The following is a 16969-nucleotide window of genomic DNA, read 5'->3' as shown; positions in this document are numbered from 1 at the left end:
TATTAATGGCTTCACGGTTATTTATTACAAATTTACGAGATGAAAAAATTTTTTACAAACATTCGTTCGTTAAATGTTCGAAATTTTAATACTGCTATGCTAAAATATATGTACAAATTGGAAGGAAAGGGCGGGGACATGTGTGCAAACATTTGATTTACAAGCGCCATATCAGCCTAGTGGGGATCAGCCACAGGCAATTGCGGAATTAGTGGAGGGTGTGAAGGCAGGTAAGCGTCATCAGACATTGTTAGGGGCTACGGGAACAGGTAAAACGTTTACCATTTCGAATGTCATCCAGCAGGTTAAGAAACCAACACTTATTATGGCGCATAATAAAACACTAGCTGGTCAGCTATATAGTGAGTTTAAAGAATTCTTCCCAAATAACGCGGTTGAATATTTTGTCAGCTATTATGATTACTATCAACCAGAAGCCTATGTACCGCAGACAGATACCTATATAGAGAAAGATTCTAGCATTAACGATGAAATTGATAAGCTACGTCACTCTGCTACTTCTGCATTATTTGAGCGTGATGATGTCATCATTATTGCATCTGTGTCCTGTATTTATGGTTTGGGGTCTCCTGAAGAATATCGAGAAATGGTTGTATCGATTCGCACAGGCATGGAAATTGAGCGGAATCAGCTACTGCGCAAACTTGTAGATGTTCAATATGAGCGTAATGATGTTAGTTTTACACGCGGAACATTTCGGGTACGTGGAGATGTAGTGGAAATTTTCCCAGCATCACGTGACGAGCATTGTATTCGTGTGGAGTTTTTTGGTGATGAAATTGATCGTATTCGTGAGGTAGATGCCTTAACGGGAGAAATTATATCGGATCGAGATCATGTAGCTATCTTCCCTGCCTCCCACTTCGTTACACGTGAAGAAAAAATGAGAAAAGCCATTGAAAATATTGAAAAAGAATTAGAGGAACGTCTTGCGTTGTTACGCGCTGAGGATAAGCTACTTGAGGCGCAACGTCTAGAGCAACGTACACGCTATGATTTAGAAATGATGCGCGAAATGGGCTTTTGCTCTGGGATTGAGAACTATTCACGTCACTTAACTTTGCGTGAAGCAGGTGCCACTCCATATACGTTGCTTGATTATTTCCCTGAAGATTTTTTACTTGTAGTCGATGAAAGTCACGTTACGCTTCCACAGGTTCGTGGAATGTACAATGGTGACCAAGCTCGTAAAGGAGTGCTAGTAGAACATGGCTTCCGTTTGCCATCTGCTCTTGATAACCGACCATTGCGTTTTGAAGAATATGAAAATCGAGTGCATCAAGCTATTTATGTATCAGCAACACCAGGACCTTATGAGCTGGAGCACACTCCAGAAATGGTCGAGCAAATTATCCGTCCTACTGGATTATTAGATCCAGTAATTGATGTTCGTCCTATCGAAGGACAAATCGATAATTTGATCGATGAGATTCAAGATCGAATTGCGCGAGATGAGCGAGTTTTAGTGACAACGTTAACGAAGAAAATGTCTGAGGATTTAACCGCCTATTTGAAGGAAATGGGCTTAAAGGTTGAATACTTGCATTCTGAAATTAAGACACTAGAACGTATTGAGATTATCCGTGAGCTACGTAAAGGGACGTATGATGTCTTAATTGGTATTAATTTATTGCGTGAAGGACTTGATATTCCAGAGGTATCACTTGTAGCAATTTTAGATGCTGATAAAGAAGGATTTTTACGTTCAGAACGTTCATTGATTCAAACAATTGGTCGTGCTGCACGTAATGCGAATGGTCATGTCATCATGTACGCGGACAATATGACAGACTCAATGAAAAAGGCGATTGATGAAACGAAACGTCGTCGAGCATTGCAAATGGCTTATAACGAGGAGCATGGTATAACGCCTCAAACGATTATTAAGAAAATTCCTGATGTGATTCGTGCAACACAAGTAGCGGAAGAAGAAGAATCTTATGTTACGAAGGCTACAAAAGGCAAAAAGCTGACAAAGGCAGAAAAAGAGCAGCTGTTGGCTTCTTTAGAGGTAGAAATGAAAGAAGCAGCAAAAGCGCTTGATTTTGAACGTGCTGCTGAACTGCGAGATACAATATTTGAATTGAAGGTAGAAGGGTGAATGGCTTGTGAAAAATACTGAAATTGTCGTGCAAGGTGCACGTGCTCATAATTTAAAAAATATCAATGTCACAATTCCACGTGATCAATTAGTCGTATTAACAGGTTTATCAGGCTCAGGGAAATCTTCATTAGCGTTTGACACAATTTATGCGGAGGGGCAACGACGTTATGTCGAATCCCTATCCGCCTATGCTCGTCAATTTCTTGGGCAAATGGATAAGCCGGATGTCGATGCAATAGAAGGTTTATCGCCGGCTATTTCAATTGACCAAAAAACAACGAGCCGGAACCCTCGATCGACTGTTGGTACAGTAACAGAAATCTATGATTACTTACGATTACTTTATGCTCGGATCGGTAAACCGATTTGTCCCAATCATGGCATAGAAATCACTTCTCAAACGATTGAGCAAATGGTGGACCGTTTATTAACTTATCCTGAAAGAACGAAAATGCAGCTCCTTGCACCGATGGTTTCTGGACGTAAAGGAACACATGTTAAACTGCTGGAGGATTTAAAAAAGCAGGGATTTGTACGTGTGCGTATAGATGGTGAATTACGTGATTTAGATGATGCGATTGATCTTGATAAAAATAAAAAGCATTCGATCGAAGTAGTAGTGGATCGCGTGGTCATGAAGGAAGGTATCGCTGCTCGTCTAAGTGATTCTCTAGAGACGGCTTTACGATTAGCTGATGGCCGAGTACTTGTGGATGTGATGGAGCACGAGGAACTACTATTTAGTGAACATCATGCCTGCCCGTTATGTGGTTTTTCTATTGGTGAGCTTGAGCCTCGTATGTTTTCATTTAATAGTCCGTTTGGTGCTTGCCCAAGCTGTGATGGCTTAGGTTCAACACAAGAAGTGGATTTAGATTTGGTCGTGCCTGATTGGGACCGTTCTTTGTTAGAGCATGCCATTGCACCGTGGGAACCAACTAGTTCGCAGTATTATCCACAATTACTAAAAGCGGTTTGTGATCACTATGATATTCCAATGGATGTGCCTGTGAAGGATTTACCAAAAGACAAGATGGATAAAGTTCTATATGGATCTGGAAAAGACAAAATTCACTTCCATTATGAAAATGAGTTTGGCAATGTGCGAGATCAAATGATTGAATTTGAAGGGGTAGTCCGTAATGTTGAGCGTCGTTTTAAAGAGACAACGTCAGATTATGTTCGTGAGCAAATGGAAAAATATATGGCTCAACAAGCTTGCCCTTCATGTAAAGGTTATCGCTTAAAGCCTGAAACATTGGCGGTAAAAGTAGCGGACAAGCATATTGGTGAAGTAACACAATACTCGATTCAGGAAGCGGACACATTTTTCAAAGAGCTTAATCTCACTGAAAAGGATTTGCAAATTGCTCGCCTAGTTTTACGAGAAATTGAGGAACGATTGGGCTTCCTTGTCAATGTAGGCTTAGACTATTTAACATTGAGCCGCGCGGCAGGTACTTTATCAGGTGGAGAGGCGCAACGTATTCGATTAGCTACACAAATCGGTTCACGTTTAACTGGAGTTCTCTATATTTTAGATGAACCTTCGATTGGTTTGCATCAACGGGATAATGATCGTTTGATTAGCACATTACAAAATATGCGTGATATCGGAAATACGCTAATTGTGGTAGAGCATGATGAAGATACGATGCTAGCAGCAGATTATCTCATTGATGTAGGACCGGGTGCAGGCGTTCATGGCGGTCAAATTGTAGCAGCCGGAACACCACAAGAAGTTATGAATAATGAAAAATCGTTAACTGGGCAATATTTAAGTGGTAAAAAATTTATTCCATTGCCAATTGAAAGACGTCAACCGAATGGTCGTAAGCTCTCTATTAAAGGTGCCAAGGAAAATAATTTGCGTAATGTCAAAGTGGATGTTCCACTAGGTTTATTTGTAGCGGTGACAGGAGTTTCTGGCTCTGGGAAGTCTACACTTATAAACGAAATTTTATATAAATCATTGGCACAAAAGCTGAATCGTTCTAAGGTTAAACCTGGCGAGCATAAAGAAGTGACGGGTATGGATGAGCTTGAAAAGGTTATTGATATTGACCAATCACCAATTGGGCGTACACCTCGTTCAAACCCAGCAACATATACTGGTGTCTTTGATGATATTCGCGATGTTTTTGCTGCAACAAATGAAGCGAAGGTACGAGGATATAAAAAGGGACGTTTTAGCTTTAATGTCAAGGGCGGTCGCTGTGAAGCATGTCGTGGGGATGGCATTATTAAAATCGAAATGCATTTCCTTCCAGATGTTTATGTACCTTGCGAAGTATGTCATGGTAAACGTTATAATCGTGAAACACTAGAAGTGAAATATAAAGATAAAAGTATTGCAGATATTCTCGATATGACCATTGAAAATGCAGTCGTGTTCTTCGAAAATATTCCAAAAATCCAACGTAAGCTACAAACAATTGTTGATGTTGGCTTGGGTTATATGAAATTAGGACAACCTGCCACAACCTTATCGGGTGGTGAGGCACAGCGTGTAAAATTGGCCTCCGAATTACATCGACGCTCTACAGGAAAGTCCTTCTATATTTTGGATGAACCAACAACAGGCTTACATGCCGATGATATTGCACGATTACTAGTCGTGTTACAACGACTTGTTGAAAATGGCGACTCTGTATTAGTAATTGAACATAATTTAGATGTTATCAAAACTGCTGATTATCTTATCGATTTAGGACCAGAAGGCGGAGACAAAGGCGGAACAATTGTTGCGACGGGTACACCTGAAGAAGTTGCAGAAGTGGCAGGCTCGTACACAGGGAAATACCTAAAGCCGATTTTAGAACGCGATCGTTTGCGAATGGATGCATTGCTAGCAAAGGCCTCTCAATCTTAAAAGGTGTTTCACTCGGTAGCTAATCAATACGGTGAAAAGTGATCCAAAAGTAGAGAAACCCGCTCAATCAAGGTTGAAAAGTGATCCAAAAGTAGAGAAACCCGCTCAATCAAGGTTGAAAAGTGATCCAAAAATGGAGAAACCCGCTCAATCAAAGGTGAAAAGTAATCCAAATAGGAGAGCCCCGCTCAAACTAGTTTGGAAATTTAACCAAAAAGACAGATGCCCTATAAATTTTTCTGAAAGAAGTAATGCTAGGTTGCTGTAATGAAAAGACCCAATTTATTCAATTTTGCAGTGAAACTTTTCACATGATGAATCGTATAAATAGTATAACGAACTGAGGGAGGCTATTTATTTATGCAAAATGAACGTCAACGAATTTTAGAACTTGTAGAAAAAGGTACAATTTCGGCACAAGAGGCGATTACATTATTGGAAGCATTAGAGCAACCTGGCAAGTCTACTCAAAATGTTATGGATGATGTGACAAAAGAGACACCGTCCTTTTCAACTGAAAAAGAGTCACTCTTTGAAGAAAAACCAAAAGATAATGATAAGAAAAAAGATGATTTTATGAAGCATTTCCAAGATGAAATGCAGGATTTTCGTAAAGATTTAACACAGATCGGTTCTCTTTTTATGGATATGATGAATACGGCTGTTAAAAAGGTTAAGGAATTTGATGTAGCCTCTCCATTTGGAGATAAAATTGAGTTTACACATACTGAAGAAGTGGCTGCTGCCCATGTAGACAATGTTATTGTTGAATTACCAAACGGTAACTTTTCATTGGAAGCTAGTGAAGGAGACACAATCCAAGTTATTTGCAAGGTGAAGGCACCACTGATGAACGATAGTGAGGAAGAGACACGTAATCACTTTTTAGAGCAATTTGTTGTGAAAGAGGATGAGCGTTCATTGCGCATTTTAAGCCAATTGAAGCTTGTTCAAGTTAATGTAAAGGTGTTAGTCCCTAAGGAAAAGCTTGAAAAATTATCTGTTCGTCTTATGAACGGTAGTGTTTCTTTACAGGATACAGAGTTTGAAGAATTAAAAGTGAAAACGTTAAATGGGGCTATTAAAGGTACGAAGTTTAATTTTGGAAAAGCGGAAGTTGATTCATCTAATGGCTCTATTGAATTGACAAATGTCCGTGGTAAAGATTTAGAAGCTGAAACATTAAATGGACGTGTTTATTTAGATGGTGCTTTGGATGAAGTGGAAGCTAAATCTGTCAATGGACATGTAGTGGTGACGACTTGTTCGACAAACTCATCGAAAATAAAGGCACAGACAGTTGCTGGGGCAGTCGAATTATATGTCCCACGATCAATTTCATTAAGCGGTAAAGTTGTCACGAATTTTGGGAAAGTGGATGTAGGAATTCAGGATGTTTCTAAAATGGAATCACAAGATCAATTCCTTTCTAAAGTAGTTCGTTTTGATAAAGAAGTAGAAGGTGCAAATCGTTTATTTATCGAAGGTGAATCGAAAACAGGTGCTGTATTAGTACGCTATACAACAACAGACGAACAACAAATTTAACAACAGAAGCATTTGGGCTATCTTAAAGGCCTGAATGCTTTTTTAATCAAACAGGATTCGACGCTAAAGGAAGTCGATTTCTGTTTTTATTTTGTGTCATTTTCTTAAAAATAATGGCAAGGAAAGAACGAAATTGAAGGAACTACCACGGATTGAAATGAAACTGTAATAAAAAAACAGAAATAGAGTGCTATAATAGTAAAAGAAATACCTCTTACATAGATGAGAGTTTTAGGTGGTTTAATCATGATAGAAATGAAAAATGTGACAAAGAAGTACCCAAATGGTGTTGTTGCGACAAATGGTATTTCCGTTAATATAAAGCAAGGCGAATTTGTGTATGTAGTTGGTCCAAGTGGGGCAGGTAAATCTACATTTATTAAATTGATGTACCGTGAAGAAAAGGCAACATCAGGGCAAATCATTGTCAATGGTATTGATTTAGCAACATTAAAGAATAAAAAGGTCCCTTTTTTGCGCCGTCAACTTGGTGTTGTTTTCCAAGATTTCAAATTGCTACCCCGTTTGAATGTTTATGAGAACGTAGCATTTGCGCTTGAAGTAATTGAGGAAAAGCCAGATGAAATAAGACGTCGTGTTATGGAAGTATTAGAACTTGTAGGATTAAAGCATAAAGCAAGAATGTTCCCGAATGAGCTGTCAGGGGGAGAACAGCAACGAGTTTCGATAGCACGTTCGATTGTCAATGTTCCTAAAGTAGTGATTGCAGATGAACCTACTGGGAACCTTGATCCTGAAACCTCATGGGAAATTATGAATTTATTTGAGGAAATTAATGCACGAGGAACAACGATTGTGATGGCAACCCACAACCGTGAAATTGTTAACACGATTCGTCGTCGTGTAATAGCAATTGAGGGCGGATTAATTGTCCGTGATGAACACGGAGGTGAATACGGCTATGAAATTTAATACAGTCCAACGTCACTTCCGTGAAAGTGTCAAATCACTTGGCCGAAATAGCTGGATGACCATTGCATCTGTTAGTGCCGTAACAGTTACACTCATACTAGTAGGCGTTTTTGCGCTTATTATGATGAATTTAAATAAAGTAGCAACCGATTTAGAAAACGATGTCGAAATTAAAGTTTTAATTGATGAGACGGCGGATGAAGCTGCTGAAAAAGCACTCATTGAAAAAGTCAAAAAATTGCCTGGTGTCTCTGAGATGAACTATTCCACAAAAGAAGATGAGTTAACCAAGCTAGTCAAAGATTTTGGTGATGATTTTAAGCTATTTGAACAAAGTAACCCATTACGTAATGTAATTTATGTAAAGGCTGCTGACCCGCAGCAAACAGCAAAAGTTGCTAAAGCAATTGATAAATATGAGTATACATATGACGTTATGTATGGCGAAGGAAAAGTTGAAAAACTATTTAACTTCTTAAATATTAGTCGTAATGTAGGAATCGTGCTTATTTTAGGGTTATTATTTACGGCAATTTTCTTAATTTCGAATACTATTCGTATTACGATTATTGCACGTCGAGATGAAATTGAAATTATGAAACTTGTAGGGGCTACAAATTCATTTGTACGTATCCCATTCCTATTGGAAGGTATGTGGCTCGGGATTTTAGGTTCCATCATTCCGATTGCGGTTGTCACAACCCTTTACCACAATGTATATAAAATTATTGCACCACGTTTACAAGGTGAGCTTATTCAAGTACTTGATTTTTCTCCACTTGTGTATCAGGTGAGCGGTCTTCTGTTACTCATAGGGGTACTTATCGGTATTTGGGGAAGCTTCATGTCAGTACGCAAGTTCTTAAAAATTTAGTCACAACGGATATTTGTGAGGTAGAACAAGAATAGTCGAAGGGGAGTTCAATCGGTGAAAAGTAAGGCGAAAAACACATTGAAAACACTTGCAGCAGCATCTGCTCTAATTCTTTTTATCCAAACTCCATCAGCATATGCAACAAGTTTGTCGGATTTAAAAGAAGAAAAGAAACAAGTTGAAACAAAGAAAAATGAATTAAACTCTTCGATTAGTAATAAGTCAAATGCCATTACTGCTAATCAAGAAAAGCAACAAAAAATCTTAGATCAAATTCAAGCATTGAACGCTGAAATCGACAAAACCAATAGTAATATTAAAAATGTACAAGCTGATATTCATGCCACAAATGAAGAAATTAAAAAATTAGAAGCGTCTATTAAGGAACTTCTGCATAAAATTGAAGAGCGTGATTTATTGTTACAAGAGCGTGCTCGTGCCATTCAAGCGGGTGGATCAGTAAGCTATTTAGACGTATTGCTTGGTTCTAATAGTTTTGTAGACTTCATCGATCGTTTCTCTGCAGTCAATGCATTATTAGAAGCAGATCGTCAAATTATTCAAGATCAAAAAGAAGATAAACAAAAATTAGAAGAGCAAAAGCAAGCAGTTGAAGAAAAGCGAAAAAAATTGGAAGGTAAAAAAGCTGAGCTTGAACGATTAAAAGCATCATTAGATGGTCAAAAAGCCGAGAAAAACAAATTAGTCGACCAATTAGAAAAAGAGCAAGAAAAGCTAAAATCAGAGAAAGTATTACTTGAAAAAGAATACTCTGAAGCATTAGAAGTAAGCCAAGAATTACAAGATCAAATTATTGCTGAACAAAAGCGTTTAGCTGAAATTGCTCGTCAACAAGAAGCAAAACGTAAAGCAGCCGCGGCAGCCGCGGCGGCAGCTGCTAACAAAGGTGGTGGCGGTTCATCTGGTGGAACAGTCAATGCGCCTCAATCAAATGGTACATGGATTAAACCAACGAATGGTCGCTTAACGTCACCATATGGCTGGAGAAATCTTGGGGCAGGCCCTGAATTTCATTACGGTGTCGACCTTGCGAATGCAACGGGTACACCAATTTGGGCAGCATCGGATGGCGTAGTTTCTTATGCAGCACCACTTAGTTCATATGGTAATGTTGTCATCCTAACACACTCCATTGATGGACAAATTTATACAACTGTCTATGCGCATTTAAGTGCATTCAATGTTAGTGTAGGACAGGAAGTAACACAAGGTCAGCAAATTGCAGCGATGGGCAGTACTGGTCGCTCCACTGGTCCACATTTACACTTTGAAGTGCATAATGGCCCTTGGAGAGGACAAGCAGTCGGCAGTGTAAACCCACTAAAATATATTCCATTGTAAAAAATAAGCTATACATTAGAGTTTTCTAGTGTATAGCTTTTTGTATGTCTACTATTGTTTCCCTCAAAGCCTTCGTTCCATACTTTTTGTAAAATATGTTATGATGAACATATACATAGTGGGGTATTTTTACGACCCTGATTTCTTAAGAATTTCTGAAAACGTCGGAAATATTCTTATTTTAAAAAGGTTCTATGCTATGCTGTATGTATCTTTTGGAGGAGGGTTTGTTGGAGTGATTAATACGGAGTGGTACTCCATTCGAGCATTAACTTTACCAGCAACTGCTATCGCTTTACTTGCTACATTTTTTATTGTGTGGCTTATATTGCGTATACAATTTTCAAAAAAGTGGTCGGATGTATATAGTGATGCCGTTTTCACATTTATCATTGTGTGGAAATTAAGCCTGTTAGTAACTGATTTCAAGTCCGTTGTATCTTATCCAATTTCTTTGCTTTATTTTAATGGCGGAACCATTGGTGTTTATGTTGGCGTCATTATAGCATCTTTGCAAATATGGAGAAAGCGTCACAAACTGGGGTTTGATGAACGGGAGATGATACCTTGTAGCTGGGCAATTATTTTAACGCAATCAATTTATCAAATGCTTGTCGTACTGCTCAATGACAACACCACACCGAGTGAAGTTATTACATTAGTTGTGCTAAGTCTATTAACACTCCTCATATTATGGAAACTAGCAGCAATGAAACAAGCTTTATTACTCTATACAGTTGGCTATATACTTGTTGCCTTCTTTCAGCCACTAGGTGTATCGCAAACGGCTGTGGGAGTCTGTCTAGTATTACTTTGTTTGGGAATAGTCATTCAACGTGAGCGAAACATTGTGGGAGGTAAGGAATGAAAAAAAATATTGGACTACTGATTGTCGTGCTTTTAGTAGTTGCGATGATTGGTACATATGTAAAGCAGCAAATTGACGAAGAACGTGCAATTGAAAAATCGGCCCTCGGTAAGGATATGGAGGAGCGTGAAGTAGGCTTAGGAAATGGGGATACACCACCTGATTTCACATTAACAAGCTTAGATGGGGAAGACATTACGCTAAGTGATCTCCGAGGAAAAAAGGTTGTTTTAAATTTCTGGGCAACATGGTGTCCACCATGTAAGGCGGAAATGCCGCATATGCAAAGCTTCTATGATGAGTATGCAAAAGAGAAAAATGTTGAAATCTTAGCTGTTAATTTAACAACGGCAGAGCGTGATGTGACAGATGACGCGAAAGTGGACACAGTCATGACTTTTAGAGATAGCTTCGAGCTAACATTCCCAATTCTATTGGACCAAGATAATTCGGTAGGATTGGATTATCAAATTATTCCCATTCCAACAACTTATTTTATTGATTCCAACGGCTATATTCAACGTGCCATTAAAGGACCTATGGACGTGGACATGTTAAAGGAATATGTAGATGCATTAGATTAATTCATAAAAAATCTGTTCGTTTTCTATAGTAGAAAAGAGCAGATTTTTTTATTTATAAACAAGAGTGAAATGAAATACTCGCGGGGCAAGGGTGAATACCCGCGGGCAAGGTGAATACCCGCGGAGCGAGAGCGAATACCCGCGGAACGAGAGTGAATACCCGCGGAACGAGATTCGAACACCCGCGGAACGAGATTCGAACACCCGCGGAGCAAGGCGAACACCCGCGGAACGAGAGTGAATACCCGCGGAGCAAGGATGAATACCCGCGAAGCAAGGCGAAATACCCGCAGAGCAAGGTGAAACCCTTAGGGAAAGTGAAATATTCTCCCTTCATAAATTTGAAAGGTAATCTTGTATGTTTGAAAAAATAGAGTCATACAGTAAAAGAGACGGAGGAGGGAAGATTTGCGCAAATTAACGGCTGGTGTCGGAGTCCTACTTAGTAGTTTAGTGGTAGGTAGTGGTATTTACTTTGATTGGTTCAATATTGGCGATAAAAAGGAGCCTGTTACGGAGGTTGATACAATTGGTGAAGCCATGACACTCATCGAAGAGAAATCTGTATACAGTACGAAAAAGGATGCCTTGGTGGAGGGGGCTCTTCGTGGTATGGCTGATGCCATTAAGGACCCTTACAGTACGTATTATTCCAAGGAAGAGGCAGAGCAACATCGGCAAATGCTGGCCGAGGAAAGAGTGGGCATAGGGATTGAACTAACAGAAAATAAAGGGAAATTTATTGTTGTGTCTCCAGTCCGTTCATCACCAGCAGAGAAGGCAGGTATGCGCTCGCTCGATGAAATTGTACAAGTTGATGGGGTTCGGGTTGATGGGAAAACGATGAGTGAGTTAATGCATTTAATTCAAGGTGAGAAAGGAACGAAGGTAACCATTGTTGTTTATCGTCCTAGTGAGGATAAACATATTAAGATGACAATGGAACGCGCTGCCATCTCTAATAAAACCGTATCAAGTGAAGTTGTAATGGTTGAAGATACAGCCATTGGTTATGTGGTTATTTCATTATTTGGTGAAAAGACAGCGAATGAATGGGTTGCTGAAACGAGTAAATTGCTTCGTAAAGATGTTGAAGGAATTGTAATTGATGTACGTGATAATCCAGGTGGTTATTTACATAGCGTCGCAGCGCTACTGAGCACGGTATTAGACAATGGCAAAGTATTTGCATATATGCAAAATGCGGAAGGGGCTATGGAACCATTAAAAACGCAAACAAAAGGCTTTGATGAAAAATATTTAGAAACGATGAACAAAATTCCAATCGTTGTTTTACAAAATCAAGGTAGTGCTTCTGCTAGTGAGGTGTTGAGCGGTGCTTTAAAAGGATGGGGGCGTGCTTCACTTGTGGGGGTTAAAAGCTTTGGGAAAGGAACTGTGCAGGAATCTTGGGAGCTTTCAAATGGTGGCGAGTTAAAATTATCAACCAATAAATGGCTAACACCAAAACGCGAATGGATTCATGGGCAGGGTATTGAAGCAAGTTTAGTAATTGAGCAAAATGAATTATTTGCTTTTCAACTCCATCCTCTAACAGGTAAGTTTAAAGTGGGTGATATGAGTGAGGAAATTTCGTATTCACAAAATGCCTTACAGAAACTAGGCTATCAAATTGATCGTTTAGATGGCTATATGGACGAGACAACGGCAGAGGCAGTTAATCTTTATCGTAAACAGAAAAAATTAAAACTTGCAGAAGATGAATTTTATATGGATACAACGTTCTTTAATAGTTTAAATGAGACGTTAAAGGATTTTAAAGCCGATCGTCAAAATGATCAGCAATTCCAAATGGCCACTAGCTTTTTACTACATGCAATTGAACAATAACATCTGCTAAAAGAATAAAATGACCATAATACAAAGCTTTCTATGAGTTTGTACTACGCAAGAGTGTAGTCGTTTGATACAATAAATTCATAGTATTCATGATAGAAATGGCGGGTGTTCGTATGGTTAGTGAGATATTAATAGAAATTGTAACAGCGATTGGCCGCTTTTTACTCAACCCATTACTGTATATAGTCATAATATTTGCTATTTTATTAGGTTATCGTCGTGTAAAACAGGAGCGAAAATATTTTAATAGACGCATTATTTGGGGCTGGACGGAGCTAATCGGACAATGGAAAGATGGGTGGCTTTATGCATTACTCATTTCTCTGATCAGTATGATAGCAGGGCTTACTGTACCGAAAGAATTTTTAATTATTTTAATAGCAGTTTCTATAGTAGCACTTATCTTGTATTTCATTAATGCATTGTCACCCATTTTCACAATGGGTATTGCAACATTAGCGATATGGGCTATGTCCTATTACCATTGGTCTTTCTCTTGGTGGAAAATTTCCTTTGAGGATGTCAATTTAGATGATGGAGCAGTCGTTACGATTACCATTCTTGCGGGTCTTTGTGTCATTGCGGAAGGACTATTGATTCGACGTGCAGCAATGAAGGTTACTACGCCTAGTATTGAAAAAACGAAGCGGGGTATGCAGGCTATTGTGTATCGTTCAAGGAATGTTTGGGTGCTTCCGATTTTCTTTGTTATGCCTGGTGATGCTATTTCTGCCGTGTTGCCGTATTGGCCATTGTTTACGATAGGAGATAGTCAATTTGCATTTGTATTGATTCCGATTGTTATAGGCTTTGCCAAGCTGCTAAGAAAGGAATTACCAGCATTAAAGCTGCCTAAAATAGGGCGATCTGTTTTATTACTAGGACAGCTTATTTTAATAGGCGGTTTAGCTGCTTATTTTGAGCCAATGATCGGTTTCCTGACGCTTGGTATTGGAGCGCTAATCCGTATCATTATGTCTATTTACTTTGCTCAACAAGATAAAACAGATCATTATGCGGTAGCACCAAGTACAAAGGGTGCGATTATTGCAGCCGTACTTCCTGATTCACCAGCTGAAAAAATGGGCTTACTGGCAGGGGAATGTATTCGCAAGGTAAATGGTGTGACTATTTTTACTGAAAATGAACTGTACGAAGCGCTACAATTAAATGCAGCCCATTGTCGTCTAGAAGTGTTAGATCGAAATAATGAAATTCGTCTCACACAGCATGTTATATATAGTAATGATCATTACCGCATCGGATTACTTCTTGCTGAGCCGAGGGATGTATAATGGACGTTTTTGGAAAAATGATGTTAGCATTATTTATACCTGCTTTATTGGTGTTATTGTTTACAAGAATTACGTATAATCGCTATGTTGCATTAGTATTAGCGATTGCACTTATTGCTGCCTCTGTCTATGCAGGTTATACATCTCCATCAATTATTTTTGTCATTGATGCCTTTTCATTAACAGTCGGTTTTTGGCTAGCAAGTAAACTGAAGAAATAAAAGAAGGTCAGTCCTAGCGAAGGGACTGACCTTTTTACATGAAAAATCGTACAGCTGCCATAATGATAACACCAGCAATAACTGTAATAGACAAACTTTTTGTAATAAGTGCAATAATTAGTGTTGGCACAAATGTAACAAAAACGGGCCAATCCAATGTCACCAATTTGCCACTGTCAGTATCTAATAAGTTTTCGATGACAAGAGCACTTAAAATACAAACAGGAATAAAACTGAGCCATTTAAGCACCACATCGGGGAGTGTTACACTACGTACGAACATAAAGGGAATAACACGCGGTAGCCATGTAACAAGGGCACAGCCGATAATGAGCCAGACCATATATGTAGTTGTCGTCACTTATCCGTCACCACCCCAATTGTTGCGACAATGATTGTTGCTAGCAGCACAGCCACATGTGAAGGTACTATATAAGAAAGACCATACATAATGACCACCATATAGCCGATTAATTTAATATAATGCATGATTTTACTTTTGCCAACGCTGCTCAATTGTAGAACTAATAACGCAACAAACATCGCAATTAACGCAAAATCTAAGCCCCATTTTTCAGGATTGGCGACCCACTGCCCTAAAAAGGCACCAATAACACAGGAAAGAATCCAGAAAGAGTAGGCAGTAATGTTTAGTCCATCCATCCATTTGCCGTATAATTTGCCTGTTTGCATTTGCTTTGTTACGGCTACGCCAAATGTTTCATCTGTTAATAATGTACCGAAGCCAACATTTCTTAGCATGGAATAGCGCGTAAAATGAGGTGCTAATGTTAAACTCATTAATAAATGGCGTAGATTGACGACAAAAATGGTTACAATAATAGCAGAAGCAGGACTACTTGTTAAGAGAAGCGCACAAAAAATAAATTGTGCAGATCCAGCATAAACAAGGATCGTTAAAAGTGCGATTTCAAGGACAGATAAACCAGAAGCGGAACCTACAACACCGAATGCAAGTCCTATACTAATATAACCGAGTAATGTTGGTACACAATCTTTCACACCTTGTAAAAAGCTATCGTTGGAAGAGCTTGTTGTATTCCGATGAAGCTCTGTTGTACTTGTCATAAATAGGTCATCCTTTCTTGATAATTTCCATGTATACTATTGATGGAATTGTTTGATAGTTCTTGATGTTTATTAAAGTATACATATGTCTGATAAAATAAACAATAGAAAATGGTGAGTAAAAGTGGAACAAATGAGCCGGAATTTAGCATTTCAATTAAAAAAAATTAGACAGCAGCGTCATTTAAGCCTAGATGATGTAGCAAAAGAAACAGGCGTTAGTAAAGCGCAGCTTGCCCAAATTGAAAAAGGAGAGGCCAACCCAACTGTGTCGACGATTTGGAAAATTGCTGCAGGGATGCGTATTTCATTTTCTTCTTTATTGCAGCCACCAACAGCCCATTTCACACGTTATAGCAGTAAAGATGTGCCACATGTCGATGAGGACGAGGGGCGCTATCGAGTGTATTCTATCATTCCGTATAACCCGGAGCGGGGGTGGGAATTCTATAAGGTTGAAATGGAGCCAGGAGCCGTTAGCAGGAGTGAAGCTCATACAGAAGGGGTAGAAGAAACTATAATGGTCATCAAGGGACAAGCAGTTATTTCTGCTGGAGATATGCATGAATTACTGGAAGAAGGGGATACACTAGTATTCTCAGGGCATCAGCCCCATGAATATCGAAATACGTCAGATGAGCTAACAATTTTTCATTTAATTTTACAGTATAAATAGAGGTGTCGATGTTGAGTGAATGGTTTACTGTAGAAAATATTGAACAGATTGCGGCACAGTATCGAACACTTGGTCCAATCATTGGTTTACTGTTACCATTTTTAGAAGCGTTTTTACCATTTCTTCCTTTAGTCGTGTTCGTTGTTGCCAATGCAAGTGCATTTGGCTTATGGTTAGGGTTTTTATTATCTTGGTTAGGCTCCGTAGCTGGCTCCTATGCAGTATTTTTGCTTGTCCGCCATTTTGGTAAGCATCCAAAGCTACAATTTTTAACAGGCAGTAAAAAAGTACAGAAGCTAATAAAATGGGTGGATATGAATGGTATTAGTCCTCTATTTGTCCTCCTATGCTTTCCCTTTACACCATCTGTTATAGTGAATATTGTAGCGGGGTTATCCCATATTCATAAAAAGTTTTACTTAGTTGTTTTACTGGCTGGAAAGTTTGTCATGATTTTAGGGATGAGTGTACTAGGCTATGATCTTCAATCCTTATTGACAAGCCCTGTAAGATTAGTGATTGCTGCAGTTGCAATTGTTATTTTATGGTGGGTAGGCAAGCTAATTGAGAAGCGATTGAACGCTCGTGTAGAAAGAGATTTAAAGCAAGCGCGAAATTTGACGAAAAACCGTGATCACCATGCCAGTTAACTATTTACTATA

The 16969-nt window shown here is 38.9% G+C and carries 15 protein-coding genes; 13 read left to right on the top strand and 2 right to left on the bottom strand.

What is annotated here, in order from left to right; all coding sequences use genetic code 11:
- Positions 1-142 precede the first annotated feature (142 nt).
- From uvrB to SJW71_RS20705, 11 genes are all read left to right on the top strand, one after another.
- Entirely contained in the window at positions 143-2122 is a 1980-nt protein-coding gene (uvrB, locus tag SJW71_RS20755) for an excinuclease ABC subunit UvrB (RefSeq protein WP_412926849.1), read from the top strand.
- 7 nt (positions 2123-2129) lie between these two features.
- Positions 2130-4997 (top strand): excinuclease ABC subunit UvrA, encoded by a 2868-nt coding sequence (uvrA, locus tag SJW71_RS20750; protein WP_431811448.1) that lies wholly within the window; start codon positions 2130-2132, stop codon positions 4995-4997.
- A gap of 360 nt (positions 4998-5357) precedes the next feature.
- Complete coding sequence (locus SJW71_RS20745) at positions 5358-6545, top strand: DUF4097 family beta strand repeat-containing protein (RefSeq protein WP_312504865.1); 1188 nt, start codon at positions 5358-5360, stop codon at positions 6543-6545.
- A 246-nt stretch (positions 6546-6791) separates the two neighbouring features.
- Positions 6792-7478: a cell division ATP-binding protein FtsE gene (gene ftsE / locus SJW71_RS20740; RefSeq protein ID WP_016991524.1), complete on the top strand. Its 687-nt coding sequence runs from the start codon at positions 6792-6794 to the stop codon at positions 7476-7478.
- On the top strand, positions 7468-8352 hold the full coding sequence (gene ftsX / locus SJW71_RS20735) for a permease-like cell division protein FtsX (protein ID WP_274795665.1): 885 nt from the start codon (positions 7468-7470) through the stop codon (positions 8350-8352). Before ftsE ends, ftsX begins: the two co-directional genes overlap by 11 nt.
- 54 nt (positions 8353-8406) lie before the next feature.
- Positions 8407-9714 (top strand): murein hydrolase activator EnvC family protein, encoded by a 1308-nt coding sequence (locus tag SJW71_RS20730; protein WP_274795666.1) that lies wholly within the window; start codon positions 8407-8409, stop codon positions 9712-9714.
- A 235-nt stretch (positions 9715-9949) separates the two neighbouring features.
- Entirely contained in the window at positions 9950-10582 is a 633-nt protein-coding gene (locus tag SJW71_RS20725) for a hypothetical protein (protein WP_431811447.1), read from the top strand.
- Positions 10579-11166 carry a redoxin domain-containing protein gene (locus tag SJW71_RS20720; RefSeq protein ID WP_274795668.1) on the top strand — a complete coding sequence of 196 codons (588 nt, stop codon included), beginning with the start codon at positions 10579-10581 and terminating at the stop codon, positions 11164-11166. The genes SJW71_RS20725 and SJW71_RS20720 overlap by 4 nt, the downstream gene beginning before the upstream one ends.
- Before the next feature lie 408 nt (positions 11167-11574).
- Positions 11575-13017, top strand: coding sequence for a S41 family peptidase (locus tag SJW71_RS20715; RefSeq protein ID WP_274795669.1), 1443 nt, complete (start codon positions 11575-11577; stop codon positions 13015-13017).
- Positions 13018-13139: 122 nt separating this feature from the next.
- Complete coding sequence (locus SJW71_RS20710) at positions 13140-14321, top strand: PDZ domain-containing protein (protein ID WP_312504860.1); 1182 nt, start codon at positions 13140-13142, stop codon at positions 14319-14321.
- On the top strand, positions 14321-14542 hold the full coding sequence (locus SJW71_RS20705) for a CsbA family protein (protein WP_274795671.1): 222 nt from the start codon (positions 14321-14323) through the stop codon (positions 14540-14542). Before SJW71_RS20710 ends, SJW71_RS20705 begins: the two co-directional genes overlap by 1 nt.
- Positions 14543-14576: 34 nt before the next feature.
- On the opposite strand, the gene SJW71_RS20700 is transcribed toward SJW71_RS20705, so the two are convergent.
- A complete protein-coding gene (locus SJW71_RS20700) occupies positions 14577-14903 on the bottom strand; it encodes an AzlD domain-containing protein (protein WP_274795672.1) in 327 nt (108 codons plus the stop codon).
- Complete coding sequence (locus tag SJW71_RS20695) at positions 14900-15631, bottom strand: AzlC family ABC transporter permease (RefSeq protein ID WP_407132888.1); 732 nt, start codon at positions 15629-15631, stop codon at positions 14900-14902. Before SJW71_RS20695 ends, SJW71_RS20700 begins: the two co-directional genes overlap by 4 nt.
- Positions 15632-15755: 124 nt before the next feature.
- Between SJW71_RS20695 and SJW71_RS20690 the strand changes: the two genes are divergently transcribed.
- Together SJW71_RS20690 and SJW71_RS20685 are read left to right on the top strand one after the other, a co-directional pair.
- Positions 15756-16307, top strand: coding sequence for a helix-turn-helix domain-containing protein (locus tag SJW71_RS20690; protein WP_312504855.1), 552 nt, complete (start codon positions 15756-15758; stop codon positions 16305-16307).
- Positions 16308-16318: 11 nt separating this feature from the next.
- Positions 16319-16957 (top strand): TVP38/TMEM64 family protein, encoded by a 639-nt coding sequence (locus SJW71_RS20685; protein WP_322611403.1) that lies wholly within the window; start codon positions 16319-16321, stop codon positions 16955-16957.
- The last annotated feature ends 12 nt before the right edge of the window (positions 16958-16969 follow it).

Origin of the sequence: Lysinibacillus sp. FW12, assembly GCF_050817245.1 — a bacterium.
Classification (GTDB): domain Bacteria; phylum Bacillota; class Bacilli; order Bacillales_A; family Planococcaceae; genus Lysinibacillus; species Lysinibacillus irui.
This window is presented reverse-complemented; position numbering and strand designations above follow the sequence as displayed.